Source organism: Enterobacter cloacae complex sp. IR5403, assembly GCF_049238705.1.
GTDB lineage: Bacteria > Pseudomonadota > Gammaproteobacteria > Enterobacterales > Enterobacteriaceae > Enterobacter > Enterobacter hormaechei_C.
Genome location: NZ_JBMKHP010000037.1, coordinates 1 through 1,208, shown reverse-complemented (window position 1 = coordinate 1,208; position 1,208 = coordinate 1). Strand labels below are relative to the sequence as shown.

At 52.3% G+C, this 1,208-nt stretch carries 1 protein-coding gene; it reads left to right on the top strand.

All coding sequences use genetic code 11. The annotated features are described in order from the left end of the window. Window positions 1–72: 72 nt before the first annotated feature. A protein-coding gene (locus ACOTW6_RS21860) for an IS3-like element ISEc52 family transposase (RefSeq protein ID WP_421766305.1) occupies window positions 73–1,208 on the top strand; the annotation gives its coding sequence in 2 pieces (ribosomal slippage) (window positions 73–322 and window positions 322–1,208; 1,137 coding nt annotated over the 2 pieces). This gene is flagged as partial in the annotation.

Here is a 1,208-nt window from a genome sequence, read left to right as displayed (position 1 = left end):
TGAAGTGGTTTACTGAATTTGGCCACCTGAACAGAGGTGATATGCTCACCTCAGAACAACACAGGTGTCATAATGAAAAAAAGAAATTTCAGCGCAGAGTTTAAACGCGAATCCGCTCAACTGGTCGTTGACCAGAACTACACCGTGGCAGATGCAGCCAGCGCTATGGATGTCGGCCTTTCCACAATGACGCGATGGGTGAAACAATTACGTGATGAACGGCAGGGCAAAACACCAAAAGCCTCCCCCATTACCCCGGAACAAATTGAAATCCGTGAGCTCAGGAAAAAGCTACAACGTATTGAAATGGAAAATGAAATATTAAAAAAGGCTACCGCGCTCTTGATGTCAGACTCCCTGAACAGTTCTCGATAATCGGGAAACTCAGGGCGCGTTATCCTGTGGCCACTCTCTGCCATGTGTTCGGGGTTCATCGCAGCAGCTACAAATACTGGAAAAACCGTCCTGAAAAGCCAGACGGCAGACGGGCTGTATTACGCAGTCAGGTACTTGAACTGCATGGCATCAGCCACGGCTCTGCCGGAGCAAGAAGCATCGCCACAATGGCAACCCAGAGAGGTTACCAAATGGGGCGCTGGCTTGCTGGCAGACTCATGAAAGAGCTGGGGCTGGTCAGTTGCCAGCAGCCGACTCACCGGTATAAGCGTGGCGGTCATGAGCACGTTGCTATCCCGAATCATCTTGAGCGACAGTTCGCCGTAACGGAACCAAATCAGGTGTGGTGCGGTGATGTGACCTATATCTGGACGGGTAAGCGCTGGGCGTACCTCGCCGTTGTTCTCGACCTGTTCGCAAGAAAGCCAGTGGGCTGGGCCATGTCGTTCTCGCCGGACAGCAGGCTCACCATGAAAGCACTGGAAATGGCATGGGAAACCCGTGGTAAGCCCGTCGGGGTGATGTTCCACAGCGATCAAGGCAGCCATTATACGAGCAGGCAGTTCCGGCAGTTACTGTGGCGATACCGGATCAGGCAGAGTATGAGTCGGCGTGGAAACTGCTGGGATAACAGCCCAATGGAGCGCTTCTTCAGGAGTCTGAAGAACGAATGGGTGCCGGCGACGGGCTATGTAAGCTTCAGCGATGCAGCTCACGCAATAACGGACTATATCGTTGGATATTACAGCGCACTAAGACCGCACGAATATAATGGTGGGTTAACGCCAAACGAATCAGAAAACCGATACTGG